19 protein-coding genes are annotated in these 18,285 nt (G+C 61.8%); 12 read left to right on the top strand and 7 right to left on the bottom strand.

Annotated features, from left to right (window positions below; genetic code table 11):
* Nucleotides 1-274: 274 nt before the first annotated feature.
* Nucleotides 275-1,687, bottom strand: coding sequence for a pyruvate kinase PykF (gene pykF, locus AC3EMD_RS10525; protein WP_012541397.1), 1,413 nt, complete (start codon nucleotides 1,685-1,687; stop codon nucleotides 275-277).
* 7 nt (nucleotides 1,688-1,694) lie between these two features.
* Nucleotides 1,695-1,880, bottom strand: coding sequence for a protein YnhH (gene ynhH, locus AC3EMD_RS10530; protein ID WP_418268519.1), 186 nt, complete (start codon nucleotides 1,878-1,880; stop codon nucleotides 1,695-1,697).
* Between ynhH and AC3EMD_RS10535 the strand changes: the two genes are divergently transcribed.
* Complete coding sequence (locus tag AC3EMD_RS10535; RefSeq protein ID WP_004217210.1) at nucleotides 1,825-1,956, top strand: hypothetical protein; 132 nt, start codon at nucleotides 1,825-1,827, stop codon at nucleotides 1,954-1,956. The two genes, ynhH and AC3EMD_RS10535, sit on opposite strands and share 56 nt — an antisense overlap.
* Nucleotides 1,957-2,192: 236 nt before the next feature.
* Nucleotides 2,193-2,405, top strand: coding sequence for a fumarate hydratase FumD (gene fumD / locus AC3EMD_RS10540; RefSeq protein WP_012541399.1), 213 nt, complete (start codon nucleotides 2,193-2,195; stop codon nucleotides 2,403-2,405).
* Nucleotides 2,406-2,422: 17 nt separating this feature from the next.
* Here fumD and AC3EMD_RS10545 read toward each other — a convergent pair whose 3' ends face one another.
* The gene (locus tag AC3EMD_RS10545; RefSeq protein WP_008804472.1) at nucleotides 2,423-3,061 is read right to left on the bottom strand and encodes a TetR/AcrR family transcriptional regulator; all 639 of its coding nucleotides are present in this window, start codon (nucleotides 3,059-3,061) and stop codon (nucleotides 2,423-2,425) included.
* A 126-nt stretch (nucleotides 3,062-3,187) separates the two neighbouring features.
* On the opposite strand from AC3EMD_RS10545, the gene AC3EMD_RS10550 reads away from it, so the two are divergent.
* The 4 genes from AC3EMD_RS10550 to AC3EMD_RS10565 all read left to right on the top strand — a co-directional run bounded on the left by AC3EMD_RS10550 (nucleotide 3,188) and on the right by AC3EMD_RS10565 (nucleotide 8,087).
* Nucleotides 3,188-5,041 carry a bifunctional sugar phosphate isomerase/epimerase/4-hydroxyphenylpyruvate dioxygenase family protein gene (locus AC3EMD_RS10550; protein ID WP_012967932.1) on the top strand — a complete coding sequence of 618 codons (1,854 nt, stop codon included), beginning with the start codon at nucleotides 3,188-3,190 and terminating at the stop codon, nucleotides 5,039-5,041.
* A 71-nt stretch (nucleotides 5,042-5,112) separates the two neighbouring features.
* On the top strand, nucleotides 5,113-6,435 hold the full coding sequence (locus AC3EMD_RS10555) for an MFS transporter (RefSeq protein WP_012541401.1): 1,323 nt from the start codon (nucleotides 5,113-5,115) through the stop codon (nucleotides 6,433-6,435).
* A 15-nt stretch (nucleotides 6,436-6,450) separates the two neighbouring features.
* Nucleotides 6,451-7,287 (top strand): shikimate dehydrogenase family protein, encoded by an 837-nt coding sequence (locus tag AC3EMD_RS10560; RefSeq protein WP_023297820.1) that lies wholly within the window; start codon nucleotides 6,451-6,453, stop codon nucleotides 7,285-7,287.
* A 56-nt stretch (nucleotides 7,288-7,343) separates the two neighbouring features.
* Complete coding sequence (locus AC3EMD_RS10565; RefSeq protein WP_023340342.1) at nucleotides 7,344-8,087, top strand: substrate-binding domain-containing protein; 744 nt, start codon at nucleotides 7,344-7,346, stop codon at nucleotides 8,085-8,087.
* Here AC3EMD_RS10565 and AC3EMD_RS10570 read toward each other — a convergent pair.
* The 4 genes from AC3EMD_RS10570 to AC3EMD_RS10585 form a co-directional block, all read right to left on the bottom strand.
* Entirely contained in the window at nucleotides 8,071-8,820 is a 750-nt protein-coding gene (locus AC3EMD_RS10570; protein WP_012967936.1) for an ABC transporter ATP-binding protein, read from the bottom strand. The two genes, AC3EMD_RS10565 and AC3EMD_RS10570, sit on opposite strands and share 17 nt — an antisense overlap.
* Nucleotides 8,817-9,824, bottom strand: a complete 1,008-nt coding sequence (locus AC3EMD_RS10575) for a FecCD family ABC transporter permease (protein WP_110235688.1) — start codon at nucleotides 9,822-9,824, stop codon at nucleotides 8,817-8,819. Before AC3EMD_RS10575 ends, AC3EMD_RS10570 begins: the two co-directional genes overlap by 4 nt.
* Entirely contained in the window at nucleotides 9,814-10,872 is a 1,059-nt protein-coding gene (locus AC3EMD_RS10580) for an ABC transporter substrate-binding protein (protein WP_131023626.1), read from the bottom strand. The genes AC3EMD_RS10575 and AC3EMD_RS10580 overlap by 11 nt, the downstream gene beginning before the upstream one ends.
* A gap of 92 nt (nucleotides 10,873-10,964) precedes the next feature.
* On the bottom strand, nucleotides 10,965-11,777 hold the full coding sequence (locus AC3EMD_RS10585; protein WP_048965051.1) for a DNA-binding transcriptional regulator: 813 nt from the start codon (nucleotides 11,775-11,777) through the stop codon (nucleotides 10,965-10,967).
* Between the two features lie 177 nt (nucleotides 11,778-11,954).
* Between AC3EMD_RS10585 and AC3EMD_RS10590 the strand changes: the two genes are divergently transcribed.
* Genes AC3EMD_RS10590 through mhpE form a run of 6 tightly spaced genes read left to right on the top strand, consistent with a single transcriptional unit; the run spans nucleotide 11,955 to nucleotide 18,222 of the window.
* Nucleotides 11,955-13,619, top strand: coding sequence for a bifunctional 3-(3-hydroxy-phenyl)propionate/3-hydroxycinnamic acid hydroxylase (locus AC3EMD_RS10590; RefSeq protein ID WP_302074069.1), 1,665 nt, complete (start codon nucleotides 11,955-11,957; stop codon nucleotides 13,617-13,619).
* Between the two features lies 1 nt (nucleotide 13,620).
* Nucleotides 13,621-14,565, top strand: a complete 945-nt coding sequence (gene mhpB, locus AC3EMD_RS10595; RefSeq protein ID WP_302074070.1) for a 2,3-dihydroxyphenylpropionate/2,3-dihydroxicinnamic acid 1,2-dioxygenase — start codon at nucleotides 13,621-13,623, stop codon at nucleotides 14,563-14,565.
* A gap of 17 nt (nucleotides 14,566-14,582) precedes the next feature.
* Complete coding sequence (gene mhpC, locus AC3EMD_RS10600) at nucleotides 14,583-15,449, top strand: 2-hydroxy-6-oxonona-2,4-dienedioate hydrolase (protein WP_023297813.1); 867 nt, start codon at nucleotides 14,583-14,585, stop codon at nucleotides 15,447-15,449.
* A gap of 10 nt (nucleotides 15,450-15,459) precedes the next feature.
* Nucleotides 15,460-16,266, top strand: a complete 807-nt coding sequence (gene mhpD / locus AC3EMD_RS10605) for a 2-keto-4-pentenoate hydratase (RefSeq protein ID WP_012967940.1) — start codon at nucleotides 15,460-15,462, stop codon at nucleotides 16,264-16,266.
* Nucleotides 16,259-17,209 (top strand): acetaldehyde dehydrogenase, encoded by a 951-nt coding sequence (gene mhpF, locus AC3EMD_RS10610; RefSeq protein WP_110219918.1) that lies wholly within the window; start codon nucleotides 16,259-16,261, stop codon nucleotides 17,207-17,209. Before mhpD ends, mhpF begins: the two co-directional genes overlap by 8 nt.
* On the top strand, nucleotides 17,206-18,222 hold the full coding sequence (mhpE, locus tag AC3EMD_RS10615; RefSeq protein WP_008804486.1) for a 4-hydroxy-2-oxovalerate aldolase: 1,017 nt from the start codon (nucleotides 17,206-17,208) through the stop codon (nucleotides 18,220-18,222). The genes mhpF and mhpE overlap by 4 nt, the downstream gene beginning before the upstream one ends.
* Nucleotides 18,223-18,285: the final 63 nt, after the last annotated feature.

The raw sequence follows: 18,285 nt of genomic DNA on the forward strand, positions 1-18,285 counted from the left end.
GTTACAAGTATTACACAAAGTTTTTTGGGATGAGAATATTTTTTTTACCTGAACGCACTTATTTTTGATCGTTCGCTCAAAGAAGCATCGAATTGGACAAAATCGCTGAAAAAGGCGAGTGAAAACAGCGCGCTTCCATCGGATTCATCTTAGATAATCTCTTATTAAATAGTAAATTCCGATTTGCATTTTTAATAGGAAGAGCTAATCAATGAATAAAAAAAAGCGCCCCGAGAGGCGCTTTATTAAAAAAAACCAATTAACCTGTAAATTATTACAGCACGTGTACGGAAGCCGTATTAGTGGTGCCGCTCGGCACTAATGCGCCGGAAACCATCACCACCACGTCGCCTTTACGCGCGAGGCCGCTTTTCAGCGCCAGATCTTTGCCCAGATGATAGAAGTCATCGGTAGAGGCGATCTCTTCCACCAGCTGCGGCACAACGCCTTTGCTCAGCACCAGCTGGCGAGCGGTGGTTTCGTTGGTGGTCAGGGCCAGGATGGTGGCGTCCGGGAAGTATTTACGCACAGCGCGTGCGGATTTACCGCCCTGGGTGGCGACAACGATCAGCGGCGCTTCCAGTTTCTCAGCGGTTTCTACCGCGCCGCGGCACACCGCTTCGGTGATGCGCAGTTTACGGTTGTCGTTATTGAAGTCCAGACGGCTGGTCATCACGCGGTCAGTACGTTCGCAGATGGTGGCCATGATGGTGACGGCTTCCAGCGGGTATTTACCTTTCGCGGATTCACCGGACAGCATCACTGCATCGGTACCGTCGAGGATGGCGTTGGCCACGTCGCCGGCTTCAGCGCGGGTCGGACGCGGGTTCTTGATCATGGAGTCCAGCATCTGAGTCGCGGTGATAACCACTTTGCGCGCGCGGATACATTTTTCGATGATCATTTTCTGGGCGAAGATAACTTCTTCAACCGGGATCTCAACGCCCATGTCGCCACGAGCAACCATGATGCCGTCGGAAGCTTCGAGGATTTCGTCGAAGTTGTTCAGGCCTTCCTGGTTTTCGATTTTGGAGATGATCTGGATGTTTTCGCCGCCGTGGGCTTTCAGGTGCTCACGGATCTCGACGACGTCGGAACGTTTACGGATGAAGGAGGCCGCGACAAAGTCCACGCCCTGTTCGCAACCGAAGATCAGATCCTGTTTGTCTTTCTCAGCCAGCGCCGGCAGGGCGATGGAGACGCCCGGCAGGTTTACGCCTTTGTTCTCGCCAAGGTCGCCGTTGTTCAGCACTTTACAGATAACTTTGTTACCTTCGATAGCCGTCACTTCCATGCCGATCAGGCCATCGTCCACCAGAACGGTGTTGCCGACGGTGAGGTCAGACGTGAAGCCTTCGTAGGTCACAGCAACGATTTCGTTGTTGCCGACGACGGATTTATCGGTGGTGAAGGTGAAGGTCTGGCCTGCTTTCAATGAGACGTCGTTGCCGCCTTCCAGCTTGATGGTACGAATTTCCGGGCCTTTGGTGTCCAGCAGAATAGCGGCTTTCTTACCGGTTTTGCTCATCACATTGCGCAGGTTCTGGATGCGCTGACCGTGTTCCGCATAGTCACCGTGGGAGAAGTTCAGACGCATCACGTTCATGCCGGCTTCCAGCATTTTGGTCAGCATCTCTTCAGATTCGGTTTTCGGACCGATGGTGCAAACAATTTTGGTCTTTTTCATGACAGTTTTAGTCTTTAAGTTGTGAAGGATATGGAATTCTCGCTCCGCGGGCGCACTGCCGGGGAGCCAAACCTGTATTACGAAAGTTGCTAAGCCACGCCCTAAGGATAGGTGACAACCCCGGAGCGTGCAGAAGAATGTGTGCTGGCGGTTCAGCCCATGAAATGTGGCAAGGTGTTATGCGTTTTATCATGCAGTCCAATGCGCTGAAACCATTCAAGAAAGAATCGAAGCGCATTATACGCTGCCGAAATCAAAAAGGAAAATAAAAACCTCGTTTCAAATTATGGACAAAACGCGTAACAAAACCGGCACGTTATGCATAAAAGTACGCAACACATTTTTTCATCACCGGGCAGGCAAAGGGGCAGCGGAAGGCGCTTTTTCTCGCGTGATGAACCAGTAAAATGCGCCATTGGCCCATTCCGCCGGGGATAATTTGCGTTGCGGAAAAAATCTATCAATAATGAATTGATTGATAATAATAAAGTGCGAGCAAAACCAGATGGGAAATAAAGCCAAAGACGACGAGCTGTACCAGGAAATGTGCCGCGTGGTGGGTAAAGTGGTGCTGGAAATGCGAGACCTGGGTCAGGAGCCGAAACACATTGTCATTGCCGGCGTACTGCGCACCTCGCTGGCGAACGCCAAAATTCAGCGTTCGGCGCTCACCGTGGAGGCCATGGAGAAAGTCATTCATGCCCTTTCCGGGCATTAACTTCTGTCACCGGCGGGTCAGGATATCACGAAGCGGATCACCGCCCGGACGGCAATGTCGCAGTGGTGGGCCACCATCGCTTCGTCGTCGATGGCGGGCAGCGGGTCGTCCAGGTACAGGCTGCTGAAGGTGTAGAAGTTCGACACCTGATAAAAGCTGAAGCTGCTGATTAACCGGTGCACATCGCGTGCTTCGAGCCCCGCCTGAAAGACACCTTGCTGCTGGCCGCGCTGTAAAATGTCTTCCAGAATCGACAGGGCGGTACGATTCAGCGGTTTCAGTTCACCCGAGGTTTGTAACCACTTGCCGCGCTGCATATTCTCCATGCAAATCACCCGCATATAGTCCGCGTGGGTGGCGTGATAACGCACGCTCCAGCGCACCAGCCGCACCAGCGCCTCCACCGGTGGCACATTCTCCAGCCCCAGCTGCTGCTCGGTTTCGCGGATCCGCGCATACACATACTGCAGCACCTCCTGATAGAGCTGCTCTTTGCTTTTGAAGTAGTAAACCACCATGCGCTTGGTGGTCTGCGCCTCGGTGGCGATCTGCTCCATGCGGGCGCCTGACAGCCCGTGTTCAGCAAAAACAGCGATAGCGGCGCTGAAAATCCGCGCCTTCAGGGATTGTGCTTCATCATGAGCAACGACGGTCATGGCAACTCCTTTTTCTTGGGTGACAAAAAATACACATAATGATCACAATTTAGCAACCTAGTATGGCGCAAATGAACCAAATGATACATATTCAAGGCTCACGTCAGTTGTTGACCCGAGGACCTTATGCTGCGCTCTATCGCCACCGTTTCGATTTCCGGCACCCTGCCTGAGAAGCTGCACGCTATTGCGGCGGCGGGCTATCAGGGTGTGGAAATTTTCGAGAACGATCTGCTCTATTATACGGGGACGCCGGCGGAAATCCGCCAGCTTGCCGCCGATTTAGGGTTAAAAATCACGCTTTTTCAACCCTTTCGCGATTTTGAAGGCGCCAGCCGGGCGCAGTTTGCGGCGAATATAGCCCGCGCTCGGCGCAAGTTTGCCCTGATGCACGAGCTGGGCTGCGACACGCTGCTGCTGTGCAGCAATGTGCAGCCGGACTGCTCGGCGGATAGCGAATTGCAGGTCGCGGATCTGCGGGCGCTGGCCACGCTGGCGGAAGAAGAGGGGATCACCATCGGCTATGAGGCGCTGGCCTGGGGAACCCATGTGAACCGCTGGCAGCAGGCCTGGGAGCGGGTACGGCGGGTGGACAGCCCGGCGCTGGGCCTGGTGCTCGACAGCTTCCATATTCTGGCTCGCGGCGACACGCTGGACGCGCTACCGTCGGTGCCGGTGGAGAAAATCACCTTTGTTCAGCTCGCCGATGCGCCGTACATGAAAATGGATCTCCTGGAATGGAGTCGCCATTTCCGCTGCTTCCCCGGGCAGGGCGAGCTGCCGCTGGAGCCGTTTGCCGAGCAGGTCACCCGCTGCGGCTATCGCGGCCCCTGGTCGCTGGAGATCTTTAATGACGGTTTTCGCGCCTCGCCGAACGGCGCGACGGCCAAAGATGGTTATCGTTCGCTGCTGTGGCTGGAGGAGCAAACCCGCCGTCGGCTCCCGACGTGCGATGCCGATCTGTTTTCACCGCCGCCGCTGCCGGTCTATCACGGGCTGGAGTTTATCGAGTTTGCCGCCAGCGCCGCCGAGGCGCAGCGCCTGGGGCAGCATCTGCAGGCGCTGGGTTTTCAGCACGAGGGAAGCCACCGCTCCAAACAGGTGACGCTGTGGCGCAACGGCGGGGCGCGGATCGTCATCAACCATCAGCCCCACAGCTGGGCCGATCATTTCTATCAACGCCACGGCGTATCGCTGTGCGCCATGGCGCTGCGGGTCGATCGCAGTGCGCCGATTGTGGCCCGCGCCCGGGCGCTGGGGTATGCCACCTGGCAGGGCGATGCCGGGCCGAACGAAACGCCGATCCCGGCGATCTGCGCCCCGGACGGTAGCCTTATCTATCTCATCGAGGCCGGGGAAGGGATCTATGAGCGCGATTTTCATCTGCGCGACGGACTGACGGTGCGCGAGGATTATCTCGGTATCGACCATCTGGCGCTGGGGATGGAGGCCGACAGCCGCGACAACTGGGTGATGTTCTTCCGCACGGTGTTTGGTTTTACCCTTGAGCATGAGCAGACGCTGCCGGACCCGTATGGACTGGTGCGCAGTCTGGCGGTGCGCAGCCCGCAGGGCGATATCCGTCTGGCGCTGAATATTTCGCAGAGCCGGGCGACGCAGATTGCCCGCTCGGTCGCCTGCTACCAGGGGGCAGGGCTGCAGCATGCGGCCTTTGCCTGCCGCGATCTGCCGGCCACCTGCGACCAGCTTGCCGACGTTGCCCGCCATGCGCTGCCGATCCCGGCCAATTATTATGACGATCTGCTGGCGCGCTTCGGCGGCGAGCTGGACGTTGGGCAACTGCAGCGGCGGCAGCTCCTCTACGACCGCGATCCGCAGGGCGGGGCCTTCCTGCATCTTTATACCCGCCCCTTTACCGCCGGGCGCTTTTTCTTTGAGTTAACCGAACGACGGGCCGGTTACGCGCTCTATGGCGCGGCGAATGCCGCCGTCCGTCTGGCGGCGATGCAGTATTGTTAGCCCGAATCAAATGGTTCATTATGCTTTAAACACAATAACAACATCCTCTGTACCCGAGACAGGAACTGACTATGAGCTCATATAGCCCTAACCCGACGGCTGCCGCCCAGCCTGCCGTCACCGTGCGCCGCTCCCGGCGGCGCATCGGCATCCTTGCGCTGTTGGCCATTGGTACCATGATCAACTACCTCGATCGCACCGTGCTGGGGATCGCCGCCCCAAAGCTCACCGGTGAGCTGGGGATCGACCCGGCGATCATGGGTATCCTTTTTTCCGCCTTCGCCTGGACCTATGCCCTGGCGCAGATCCCCGGCGGGCTGTTCCTTGACCGCTTTGGCAACAAAGTGACCTATTTTCTGTCGCTGACCCTATGGTCGCTGTTTACCCTGTTCCACGGCATGGCGGTGGGGCTGAAAACACTGTTGCTGTGCCGCTTCGGACTCGGCATTAGCGAAGCGCCGTGCTTTCCGGTCAACAGCCGGGTGGTCAGCGCCTGGTTCCCGCAGCATGAGCGGGCGAAAGCCACAGCGGTGTACACGGTAGGGGAATACCTCGGGCTGGCCTGCTTTGCGCCGCTGCTGTTCTGGATCATGGACGGCTTTGGCTGGCGGGTGCTGTTCGTTAGCGTCGGCGCGGTCGGTATTCTGTTTGCCCTGGTGTGGTGGCGCTGCTACCGCGAACCGCATGAAGATCCGCGCCTCAGCCAGCAGGAGCGCGAGCATATCGAAAACGGCGGCGGCCTGAGCGCCCCGACGGACCAGCAGGTGGCGTTCAGCTGGCCGCTGGTCCGCCAACTGCTGAGCAAACGGCAGATCATCGGCGCCAGCATCGGCCAGTTTGCCGGCAATACCGTGCTGGTGTTCTTTCTCACCTGGTTCCCGACCTGGCTGGCCACCGAGCGGCATATGCCCTGGCTGAAGGTGGGCTTCTTCTCCATCCTGCCGTTTGTCGCCGCCGCGGGCGGGGTGATGTTTGGCGGCTGGATCTCCGACAAACTGCTCAAGGCCACCGGGTCGGCCAACCTTGGCCGTAAGCTGCCGATCGTCGCCGGTCTGCTGATGGCCAGCTGCATTATCACCGCCAACTGGCTGCAGAGCGACCTGGCGGTGATCCTGGTGATGTCGTTTGCCTTTTTTGGTCAGGGAATGGTGGGGCTTGGCTGGACGCTGATCTCCGATATTGCCCCGAAGGGGCTAGGCGGCCTGACCGGCGGCCTGTTTAACTTCTGCGCCAACCTCGCGGGGATCCTCACCCCGCTGGTGATCGGCTTTATCGTTGCCGGGTTCGGCAATTTCTTCTACGCGTTGATCTACATCGGCGGCGCCGCGCTGCTGGGCGTGGTGGCCTATCTGTTTATCCTCGGCGACGTCAAACGTATCGAGTTATCGCAGTAAGCAAAGGAGCAAGGCATGGTGATTAGTGGAAATACGCGGCTGATAGCGCACCTTGGCTATCCGACCGCCAGTTTTAAGGCGCCGATGATCTATAACCCGTGGTTCGTCGACCAGCAGGTGGACGTGAAGGTGGTGCCGATGGGGGTCAGGCCGGAGGACTACGCCGCGTTTATTCCGCCGCTGTTTACGATGACCAACATCATCGGCGCGCTGGTGACGATGCCGCATAAAATCGCCACCTGCGATCTGGTCCAGCGCCTGAGCCCGACGGCGGCCATCGCCGGCGCCTGCAACGCCATCCGTCGCGAGGCCGACGGTAACCTGAGCGGGGATATGTTCGATGGCGACGGCTTTGTGCTGGGCCTGCGTCGTAAAGGGTTTAATCCGCAGGGGACGCGGGCGCTGGTGGTCGGCAGCGGCGGGGTGGGGTCGGCTATCGCCGCCTCCCTCGCCGCGGCGGGAGTCAGCGCCCTGACCCTGTACGATACCCGGCCCGAGGTGGCGCACGCCCTCGCCGGACGGCTGCATCAGCACTATCCGCTGCTCGATATCACCCTGATGCAGCACGATCCTGTCGGACACGAGCTGGTGGTCAATGCCACCCCGCTGGGGATGAAGGCCAGCGATCCGCTGCCGCTGGACGTTGACCGTCTGGCGCCAGGCACCTGGGTGGGGGAGGTGGTGATGACCCAGGAGTACACCCCGCTGCTGAGGGCCGCTCAGGCGCGACAGTGCCATATCCAGCGCGGGACCGACATGTTGTTTGAAATGATCCCCGCTTATCTGCGCTTTTTCGACCTGCCGGTAGCCACCCCCGAGCAGCTGCGCGCGCTGGCGGAAATTCGCTACTGACGCGACGGCAAACCGGGTAATATAGCGTTATATTATCCGGTTTATAGCGACTATCTATGATGTCCACTCCTCTCACGCTGCTGGCGGCGGGAAGCCTGAGAAGCGCTTTCCTGCCGCTGGTGGCGCACTTTCAGCAGCACACTGGCCTGGCGGTCGATGCGCAGTTTGGCCCTGCCGGCCTGCTGCGCGAGCGGATCGAGGCCGGGGCGCCGTGCGCGGTTTTTGCGTCCGCCAACGCGGCGCACCCGCAGGCGCTGCTGCAGGCCGGTCTGGCGCAGGAATGCCAGGGATTTGCCGGCAACCAGCTGATGCTGACCGCCCGGCGGTCGCCGGACAACGATGGCCTGGACTGGCTGGCGCTGCTCAGCACGCCCCGCCTGCGGCTGGCGACCTCCACGCCGGGATGCGATCCGTCGGGAGATTATACCTGGCAACTGTTTGCCCGAATTGAGGCGCACTATCCTGGGTTGGGCAACGCGATAGCCGGGCGGGCGCAGCCGCGGGTCGGCGGCAGAGACTCACTGAGCGTGCCGCCGGGCGAGATAGCCGGCGCGTGGCTTATTCGCCAGAATCTGGCGGATCTGTTTATCGGCTACGCGCACTATGGCCCCGCGCTGGCCGCCTGCGACGATCTGCGTACCCTGACCATCCCGGCGCCGTGGAATATTCGCTGCGATTACCAGCTGGCGCGTCTCAGGGCGGATCCCGCCGCGCTGGCCCTGTATCGCTTTATCCTCGGCGACGTTGGCCAGAGGTATCTCCGGCAGGCGGGTTTTATGCCGTTCAGCGACGCAGAGTAAACCCCGGCGCCAGCAGAGGGGACGCGGACGCTGGATGGTAGATCAGACGTACCGGCAGGCCGTACGCTTGCCGGAGGTGCGTTTCGCTCAGCACGTCGGCGGTCTCGCCTGCCAGCCACTGGCCCTCCGGCAGAAGCAGCAGCGTATGGCTGGCCACCTGCAGCGCATGGTTTGGATCATGGGTGGTGAACAGGACGGTGCGTGCCTGGCGGTGAGCGAGGTCGCCGATCAGCTGCAATACCACCTGCTGGTTACCGAGGTCCAGCGCCGAGCAGGGCTCATCCAGCAGGATATTCTGGCTGGCGCTGACCAGCGCGCGGGCAATCAGCACCAGCTGCTGCTGGCCGCCGGAGAGGGCGCCGAAGTCATCCCCGGCCAGGGCGGCAATCCCCAGCTGCGCCAGCGCGTTCTCAACCCGCCGGGCATCCTCCTCGCCAGGCTGGGCAAAGAGATCCACATGACGGGCGCGGCCCATCAGCACCACATCGCTCACGCGCCAGCGAAAAGCGGGACGAAACGACTGCGGGACCAGGGCGATGCCCCCCTCGCACTGCACCTGGCCGCCCAGCGGCGGCAACACGCCGGTCAGGGTGTCCAGCAGGGTACTTTTTCCCCGGCCATTGGCGCCCAGCACCGCCCAGATCTCACCGGGCCGGCAGGTCAGCGTGAGCGGGGCGAAGAGCGGCTGACGGTGGCCGTAGCGTAGCGCTTCCAGCGATAATGAGCTGTTCATCGGGCGGTACTCCGGCGCCGGGATTGCACCAGTAAAAAGGTAAACAGCGGCGCCCCGAGCAGGGCAGTGATGATCCCGATCGGGATTTCCGCCTGGGTCAGCGTGCGCGCCAGATCGTCCACCACCAGCATCAGCGCGGCGCCAAGCCAGAAGGCGGTGGGCAGCAGGCGACGATGGTCAGCGCCCACCAGCAGACGGGCGAGGTGCGGGACCACCAGCCCCATCCAGGCGATGCTGCCGCTGACCGCCACCTGGGCTGCCACCAGCACTGCACAGCACACCAGCACGCCGCGACGCAGCGCGGCCACCGGAACGCCAAGACTGCGGGCATCGCGTTCCTCCAGCGCCAGCAGGTTGATACGCCAGCGCAGCTTCCACAGCACCCCGACGGCTAGCGCCATGGGCAGGGACATAAGCAGAACCTTATGCCAGCTGGCGGTCGCGAAGCTGCCGAGCAGCCAGAAAACAATGTTCGGTAACGTCTCTTCGCTATCGGCGAGGTACTGCATCAGGCTGACCAGCGCGGCGAAGAAGCCGCTGAGAATGATCCCGGACAGAATCAGCCCCAGCGTGCTGTCCCGCCCCTGCAGGGCGGCGAGGGCGTAAATCAGCCCCAGCGCGATGAGGCCGAAGAAAAAGGTCGAGGCCATCATCAGCAGACCGCCGACGCCCAACAGGATCGCCAGCGTGCCGCCGAAGGCGGAGCCGGCGGTCACCCCGATGATGTGCGGGTCCACCAGCGGGTTCTGGAACACGCCCTGCAAGGTGGCGCCGCACAGCCCCAGCGCGCCCCCGGCCAGCAGAGCCATGACCACGCGCGGCAGGCGAACCGACCAGACGATCTGCCCGATCACCCCTTCACCTGGCGGCAAATGGACCAGGGTGTGGCCAACGGCGCGCAGGCTTAACGGGTACTGGCCGAAACAGAGCGAGGCGACCGCGATCGCCAGCGTCGCCAGCGCCAGGCTACCCTGCAACCGCCAGGGATGGAGGTTAGCGCGCATCTGGCGTCCACGCCACGCGGTAAAAACGCTGATAGTAATCCCTGGCTTTACTGTCCACATCGATGCTCTGGTAGCGCGAAGGATAGAGTTTTTTCGCCATCCATAGCTCGCCCAGCGCCAGGGCCTCCGGCATCGGGTAACCCCAGGCTTTGGCGTACTCCGGCATCAGCCACACGCGGTGGTGTTTCACCGCATCGATCGCCTGCCACTGCGGGTCGTTCTCTATCTGTTTGACCACCTGCGGATAACGGTCCTGGACGAAGATCACCTGCGGGTTCCACTCCAGCACCTGCTCCAGCGACACCTGACGGGCGCCTTTTACGCTGGCGGCCGCCACGTTCAGCGCCCCGGCGTGCGCCATCATCAGCCCGGTGTATTTACCGGCGCCGTAGGTATTCAGATCGGGGTTGGCCATATACACCCGCACCCGCTGGTTCGGTGGAATATCGGCCACCGGCGCATTGGCTTTTTTGCGCGCCGCAAAGGTGTAGTGAATCAGCGCCTCGGCCTCGGGCTGGCGCTCGACGACCTCGCCGATAAGGCGGATCCCCTCCACCAGCCCGGCGTTATAGGCCTGCTCTTCGTCAGCCATGGTGGGGTTCATTTTATTTTTTTCACCCGCGGCGTCCTGGCGCAGCGAGATGGCCACCACCGGGATCCCGGCCTGTTGGATCTGCGCGATCATCGCCGGCGGGGCATAGTTGGCGACAAAAACCACCTGCGGATGCAGCGCCAGCAGGCTTTCAATATTGACCTGGGTGAGATCGCCCGGGGTCGCCAGTTGCCCGATCTCAGGCATAAAGCGGGCGAACTGCGGCCCGAGCTGTTTCTGCCAGCTGCTTAAGACGCCGACGATATCCTCTGCGGCATGCAGTTGCACCAGCAGGTTGAGCGTCTGATGTTGCAGAACCACGACGCGGGTGATGTGGTCGGGGAGCGTGACCTGGCGACCCAGCTGGTCGGTGACGGTGCGGTCGGCAAAGGCCTGGCCGGTGAACAGGCTGGCGCTGAGCAGCGTCAGGCCCAGCAGTAAGGGGTGTTTTGACATGGTGTGGCCCGAATGGCGTGAAAAATTCGTTATGTATTAAATTATATAACGAAGCCGGGCGCAATGGGTGATCGCATTTACCCTCATCACGATCAGGGCATTTCGTACCACACTTCTTCCTCTTCCATGCGGGCCTCTATCTGCCTCGCCACCCTCTGCAGCGCAGGGAGATGCTTCTGCGCCGCCTGCTCAATGGTCATTGCGCTGGCGATATAGACCAGGTTCAGGCAGCCGATAACCCGCTGCTGGCTGCTGACCGGCACGGCGATGGAGGCGATTTTCTCCTCCTGCCGCCAGCCGCGGAAGTTTTCGCCATAGCCGTTCTGGCGGGTGCGGGCGAGGATCGCCGCCAGCCGTTCCGGTTCGCGGGCCAGCTGATACTCAGCTTCCGGACGGGCGGCCAGCATGCTGACGATGGCGTCGCGCTCCGCGTCGGGGGCAAAGGCCAGCCACGTCAGCCCGGAGGCGGTGAGCAACAGCGGCAGCCGCCGTCCGACCATCGCGCGGTGAAACGACAGTCGGCTGAAGCGGTGGGTAGTCTCGCGCACCACCATGGCGTCGACGTCGAGGGTGGTGATGTCTGTCGGCCATTGCACCTCGCGCAGCAGCTCGCCGAGCAGCGGCGTGGCGAGGGCAGAAATCCAATGTTCGTCACGAAATCCATCGCTCAGCTGGCGGACGTTAATGGTCAACCGGAAGCTGTCATCGGAGCGGCTGCGGCGGACAAAACCCTCCTCCTGCAGCGTCTCCAGCAGCCGGCGCACGGTGGTGCGATGCAGGCCGCTAAACTCCGCCAGCAGGCCCGGCGTCGCGCCGCCGTCGAATTTATTTAACAATTTTAATAACAATAAACCCCGGCTTAACCCACGCACCGTTTTGTACTCAGTGGACCCATCGTCACGCATAAATCCTTCCTTAAAATGCTTTATAAACAGCATCGTGCACCTGGTGCACATTCGGCGATGTTTTGATTGTAGCCGAAAACCCCCGCCCTATACTCAGCCCATTATAAAAATACGTTTACACATGATTAACAAATTGCCTGTCAGCCGGGCAGTTTCCGAGTCGTGAGGTCGCTGAAAATGACAACATCTACACCCGATATTCAACCCGCCGTGCAGCATACCGCTCAGGTCGCCATCGCCGGCGCCGGTCCGGTTGGCCTGATGATGGCCAACTACCTTGGCCAGATGGGCATCAGCGTGCTGCTGGTGGAAAAGCTCGACACACTGATCGATTACCCGCGGGCCATCGGCATTGACGATGAATCCCTGCGGGCGATGCAGGCGGTAGGGCTGGTGAATGACGTGCTGCCGCACACCACGCCGTGGCACGCCATGCGCTTTCTGACCCCGAAGGGGCGCTGCTTTGCTGATATCCAGCCGATGACCGATGAGTTTGGCTGGTCGCGGCGCAACGCCTTCATTCAGCCGCAGGTCGATGCGGTGATGTATCACGGCCTGCAGCGTTTCCCGCAGGTCCGCTGCCTCTTCTCCCGCGAAGTAGAAGCCTTTAGCCAGAACGGTGACGGTGTCACGTTAAATCTTAAAGGACCGGACGGCGAGCGGGAGACGGTGCGCGCGGACTGGCTGGTGGCCTGCGACGGCGGCGCCAGCTTTATTCGTCGTACGCTGAACGTCCCCTTCGAAGGCAAGACCGCGCCGAATCAGTGGATCGTCATCGATATCGCTAACGACCCGCTGGCCACCCCGCACGTTTACCTGTGCTGCGACCCGGTGCGACCCTACGTTTCCGCCGCGCTGCCCCATGGCGTGCGCCGCTTTGAATTTATGGTGATGCCCGGAGAAACCGAAGCCCAGCTCAGCGAGCCGCACAATATGCGTCGTCTGCTGAGCAAAGTGCTGCCGGACCCGGACCGCGTCGAGCTGATCCGCCAGCGGGTCTACACCCATAACGCCCGACTTGCCGAGCGTTTTCGCATTGACCGGGTGCTGCTGGCCGGCGACGCGGCGCACATCATGCCGGTCTGGCAGGGGCAGGGATACAACAGCGGCATGCGCGACGCCTTCAACCTGGCGTGGAAGCTGGCGCTGGTGGTCAACGGTAAAGCGGGAGAGGCGCTGCTCGACAGCTATCAGCAGGAGCGCCGCGACCACGCGAAAGCGATGATTGATCTGTCGGTCACCGCCGGCCACGTGCTGGCGCCGCCGAAGCGCTGGCAGGGGGCCGTGCGCGACGGTCTCTCCTGGCTGCTGAACTACCTGCCGCCGGTGAAGCGCTACTTCCTTGAAATGCGCTTTAAGCCGATGCCGCAGTACCGCGAGGGGGCGCTGCTGATCGACGCCGCCGGCAAGACCTCGCCGGTGGGCAAAATGTTTATTCAACCGCAGGTGACGCTGGAGAGCGGCGAGAGCGTGCTGCTCGACGACGTCATCGGCGCGAATTTCGCCATTATCGGCTGGGGCTGCAACCCGCAGTGGGGGCTCGACGCCGGGCAGATCGCTCGCTGGCGCGCGATTGGCGTGCGCTTTATCCAGGTGGTGCCGGAGGTGCAGATCCATCGCGAGCAGGATAACGCCCCCGGCACGCTGCGGGTAGGCGATACGCAAAATCGCCTGAAGAGCTGGTTTGCTCAGCATAACACCGCCATTGCCGTGGTCAGACCGGACCGCTTTGTCGCCGCTCTCGCCATCCCGCAGACCCTCGGCGCACAGCTGACCGCCCTGGCGGAAAAAATGACCCTCGCAACCGGGGATACCGCCCGCACTGAAGAGAAGGTGGCCTGATATGGATGCCTATTTGCACTGTCTCTCCCACACTCCGTTGGTGGGATTCGTGGACCCGGAGCAGGCGGTCCTTGATGAAGTGAACGGGGTGATTGCTGACGCCCGGCGGCGGATCGCCGCTTTCGAGCCCGAGCTGGTGGTGCTCTTCGCTCCCGATCACTACAACGGTTTTTTCTATGACGTGATGCCGCCGTTCTGCCTCGGCGTCGGCGCCACCGCCATTGGCGACTTCGCCAGCGCCGCCGGCGACCTGCCGGTGCCGACCGAGCTGGCGGAAGCCTGCGCCCACGCGGTCATCAACAGCGGTATCGACCTGGCGGTGTCGTACAACATGCAGGTGGACCATGGCTTCGCCCAGCCGCTGGAGTTTCTGCTGGGTGGCCTGGACCGCCTGCCGGTGCTGCCGGTGTTTATTAACGGCGTCGCCGCGCCGCTGCCGGGTTTTCAACGTACCCGGCTGCTGGGCGAGGCGATGGGCCGCTTTCTCAATACCCTCAATAAGCGGGTGCTGATCCTCGGCTCGGGCGGACTCTCGCACCAGCCGCCGGTGCCGGAGCTGGCGAAAGCCGACGCCCATCTCCGCGATCGCCTGCTCGGCGGCGGAAAACAGCTGCCGCCGGACGAACGCGAACGGCGCCAGCAGCGGGTGATCAACGCCGCCAGACGGTTTACCGAAGATCCGCATTCGCTCCATCCCCTCAACCCGGTCTGGGACAACCGCTTTATGAGCCTGCTGGAGCAGGGGCGGCTGGCGGAGCTGGATGCGATCGGCAACGACGAGCTGTCGGCGATGGCCGGGAAATCGACGCACGAAATTAAGAGCTGGGTGGCCGCTTTTGCCGCGCTATCCGCTTTTGGCCGCTGGCGCAGTGAGGGCCGCTATTACCGGCCGATCCCCGAGTGGATCGCCGGGTTCGGCTCGCTGAGCGCCACCACCGAGATTTGATTAACCGGGAGACTAACATGAGCTATCAACCGCAAACCGAAGCCGCCACCAGCCGATTCCTCAATGTCGACGAGGAGGGCCGCACGCTGCGCATCCATATCAATGACTGCGGCGACGGGAAAGAGACCGTGGTCATGCTGCACGGCTCCGGGCCGGGGGCCACCGGCTGGGCCAACTTCAGCCGTAACATTGACCCGCTGGTCGAGGCGGGCTATCGCGTGCTGCTCCTCGACTGTCCGGGGTGGGGCAAAAGCGATGCTATCGTCAACAGCGGCTCACGTTCGGACCTCAACGCCCGCATTCTGAAAAGCGTGGTCGATCAGCTGGGGATCGATAAAGTCCATCTGCTGGGCAACTCGATGGGCGGCCATAGCGCGGTGGCCTTCACCCTGAGCTGGCCGGAGCGGGTGGCGAAGCTGGTGCTAATGGGTGGGGGGACCGGCGGCATGAGCCTGTTCACGCCGATGCCGACGGAGGGCATCAAGCTGCTGAATGCCCTGTACCGCGAGCCGACCATTGAAAACCTCAAAAAGATGATGAGCATCTTCGTCTTCGACACCCGCGACCTCACCGAGGCGCTGTTCGAGGCGCGTCTCAACAATATGCTGTCGCGCCGCGACCATCTGGACAACTTCGTCAAGAGCCTCGAAGCCAACCCGAAGCAGTTTCCTGACTTTGGCCCGCGGCTGGGCGAAATCACCGCGCCAACCCTGATCGTCTGGGGACGCAATGACCGCTTCGTGCCGATGGATGCCGGGTTGCGCCTGCTCGCCGGGATCGCCGGTTCGGAACTGCATATTTACCGCGACTGCGGCCACTGGGCGCAGTGGGAACATGCCGACAGTTTTAATCAGCTGGTGCTCAATTTCCTCGCACGGGCTTAAGGAGTAAATGATGACTTTTTCTCTTGACGCGCTGGCCCGGCAGCTGCGCGACGCGGAACAGACCGGCCAGGCGATCGCCCCGCTGCGCGATATCCTCGGCGTCGACAATGCCGACGCCGCCTATGCCATCCAGCGTCTGAACGTCCAGCACCACGTGGCCCATGGCCGGCGGGTAGTGGGCCGCAAGGTGGGCCTGACCCATCCCAAAGTGCAGCAGCAGCTGGGGGTCAACCAGCCGGATTTCGGCACCCTGTTTGCCGACATGTGCTACGGCGACAACGCCGAGGTGCCGTTTGGCCGCGTGCTGCAGCCCAAAGTGGAAGCCGAGATCGCCCTGGTGCTGAAGCAGGATCTGCCGCATGCCGATACCACCTTTGATGAGCTGTATAACGCCATCGAATGGGTGCTGCCGGCGCTGGAGGTGGTGGGCAGCCGCATTCGCGACTGGTCAATCGGCTTTGTCGACACCGTCGCCGATAACGCCTCCTGTGGCCTGTACGTCATTGGCGGCCCGGCGCAGCGCCCGGCAGGACTGGATCTGAAGCAGTGCGCCATGCACATGACCCGCAACCAGGAGCTGGTCTCCAGCGGCCGCGGCAGCGAGTGCCTGGGGCATCCGCTGAACGCCGCAGTCTGGCTGGCGCGCAAGCTGGCGAGTCTCGGCGAACCGCTGCGGGCGGGGGATATCGTGCTGACCGGGGCGTTAGGCCCGATGGTGGCGATTAACGAGGGGGACAGCTTTGTCGCCCATATCGAAGGTATTGGCTCAGTTGCGGCACGCTTCGTCGCCGCCGGAGAAGGACATCGTGATGCGTAAACGTAAAGTCGCCATTATCGGCTCCGGGAATATCGGCACCGATTTAATGATTAAAATCCTGCGCCACGGCCAGCATCTGGAGATGGCGGTGATGGTCGGCATCGACCCGCAGTCGGATGGCCTGGCCCGCGCCCGGCGCATGGGCGTCGCGACCACCCACGAAGGGGTGGGCGGCCTGATGCAGATGGCGGAATTTGCCGACATCGATTTTGTTTTTGACGCCACCAGCGCCGGGGCGCACATCAAAAACGATGCTGCGCTGCGCGAAGCGAAGCCGGGGATCCGCGTCATCGACCTGACGCCGGCGGCGATTGGCCCGTACTGCGTACCGGTGGTCAACCTCGCGGCCAATCTCCATCAGGGCAACGTCAATATGGTGACCTGCGGCGGGCAGGCGACCATCCCGATGGTCGCCGCGGTCTCGCGAGTGGCGAAGGTGCATTACGCGGAGATTGTGGCCTCGATCGCCAGCCAATCCGCCGGGCCGGGCACGCGGGCCAATATTGACGAATTCACCGAAACCACCTCGCAGGCGATTGAAAAAGTCGGCGGCGCGGGCAAGAGCAAAGCGATTATTGTACTGAACCCGGCGGAGCCGCCGCTGATGATGCGCGATACCGTCTACGTCCTGAGCGAGCTGGCGTCGCAGGAGGCGATTGCCGCCTCGATCGCCGAAATGGCGGCGGCAGTGCAGGCTTACGTCCCAGGCTACCGGCTGAAGCAGCAGGTGCAGTTTGAGGTTATCCCCGAGGATAAGCCGGTCAACCTGCCCGGCGTCGGCTGTTTTTCCGGCCTGAAAACCGCGATTTACCTCGAAGTGGAAGGGGCGGCGCACTATCTGCCAGCGTACGCGGGCAACCTCGATATTATGACCTCGGCGGCGCTGGCGACGGCGGAGCAAATGGCTGGGGCAATGCACAGCGCGGCGGGAGCGACAGCATGAACGGTAAAAAACTTTATATCTCGGACGTGACGCTGCGCGATGGCATGCACGCCATCCGTCACCAGTATTCCCTGGCGCAGGTGCAGCAGATCGCCGGCGCGCTGGATAAGGCTGGGGTCGACTCCATCGAAGTGGCCCATGGCGATGGCCTGCAGGGATCCAGCTTCAACTACGGCTTTGGCGCTCACAGCGACATCGCCTGGATTGAAGCGGCGGCGGAGGCGGTCAGCCAGGCGAAAATCGCCACCTTACTGCTGCCGGGCATCGGCACGCTGCACGATCTGAAAGCGGCGTATCAGGCCGGAGCGCGGGTGGTGCGGGTCGCCACCCACTGCAGCGAAGCGGACGTCGCGGCGCAACATATTGCCTTTGCCCGCGAGCTGGGAATGGACACCGTCGGTTTTCTGATGATGAGCCATATGATCTCCCCGCAGGCACTGGCGCAGCAGGCGCTGAAGATGGAATCTTATGGCGCGACCTGTATCTATGTGGTGGATTCCGGCGGGGCGATGAACATGAACGACATTCGCGACCGTTTCCGTGCCCTGAAGGCGGTGCTGAAGCCGGAGACCGCCACCGGGATGCATGCCCACCATAACCTGAGCCTCGGGGTGGCGAACTCGATCGTCGCGGTGGAAGAGGGGTGCGATCGCATTGACGCCAGCCTGGCCGGGATGGGGGCGGGGGCGGGCAATGCGCCGCTGGAGGTATTTATTGCCGCCGCCGACAAGCTCGGCTGGCAGCATGGCACCGATCTCTACGCCCTGATGAACGCGGCCGATGAGCTGGTGCGGCCGTTGCAGGACCGCCCGGTGCGTGTCGACCGCGAAACGCTGGCGCTGGGCTACGCCGGGGTCTACTCCAGCTTCCTGCGCCACAGCGAAGCGGCGGCCGAGCGCTATGGCCTCAGCGCGGTGGATATTCTCGTCGAGCTGGGCAAGCGGCGGATGGTCGGCGGCCAGGAAGATATGATCGTCGACGTCGCACTGGATCTGCTTAACCGCAATAAATAACGAAAAACGTGCGGCTGACAAAGCATCAGCCGCCAGTCACCTGCTCCGTTTGTTCGGCTATCG

Source organism: Klebsiella sp. PK18, assembly GCF_057784655.1.